The sequence below is a fragment of the Salinisphaera japonica YTM-1 genome (genome assembly GCF_003788585.1).
Lineage (GTDB): Bacteria > Pseudomonadota > Gammaproteobacteria > Nevskiales > Salinisphaeraceae > Salinisphaera > Salinisphaera japonica.
The window spans coordinates 1-209 of the sequence record NZ_AYKG01000066.1 but is presented as its reverse complement, the minus strand read 5'-3'; the positions used below and the strand labels follow the sequence as shown (position 1 = coordinate 209).

The window sequence follows — 209 nt, the reverse complement described above, 5'->3', positions numbered from 1 at the left end:
GTTGTTGGCGTAAATGACGATAAAGGGTGCCGTGCGTTCGGGCGTCCGTTTCTATCCAGGCATAGATCTGCTCGGTGCTGATCCGCATGGCCGGTGAACCCGGAAAGCGGGCGATCAAGCGACCCGCAATCGCTTCCGGCGGCCAGAACGCCCGAAGCTTGGCATCGACGAAATCGACAAGCGGACGGTGATCGCGACGCCTGCGATGG

General features: G+C 61.2%; 1 pseudogene. It reads right to left on the bottom strand.

What is annotated here, in order from left to right:
• Positions 1–209, bottom strand: a pseudogene (locus tag SAJA_RS15265) (IS30 family transposase); the annotation flags it as partial.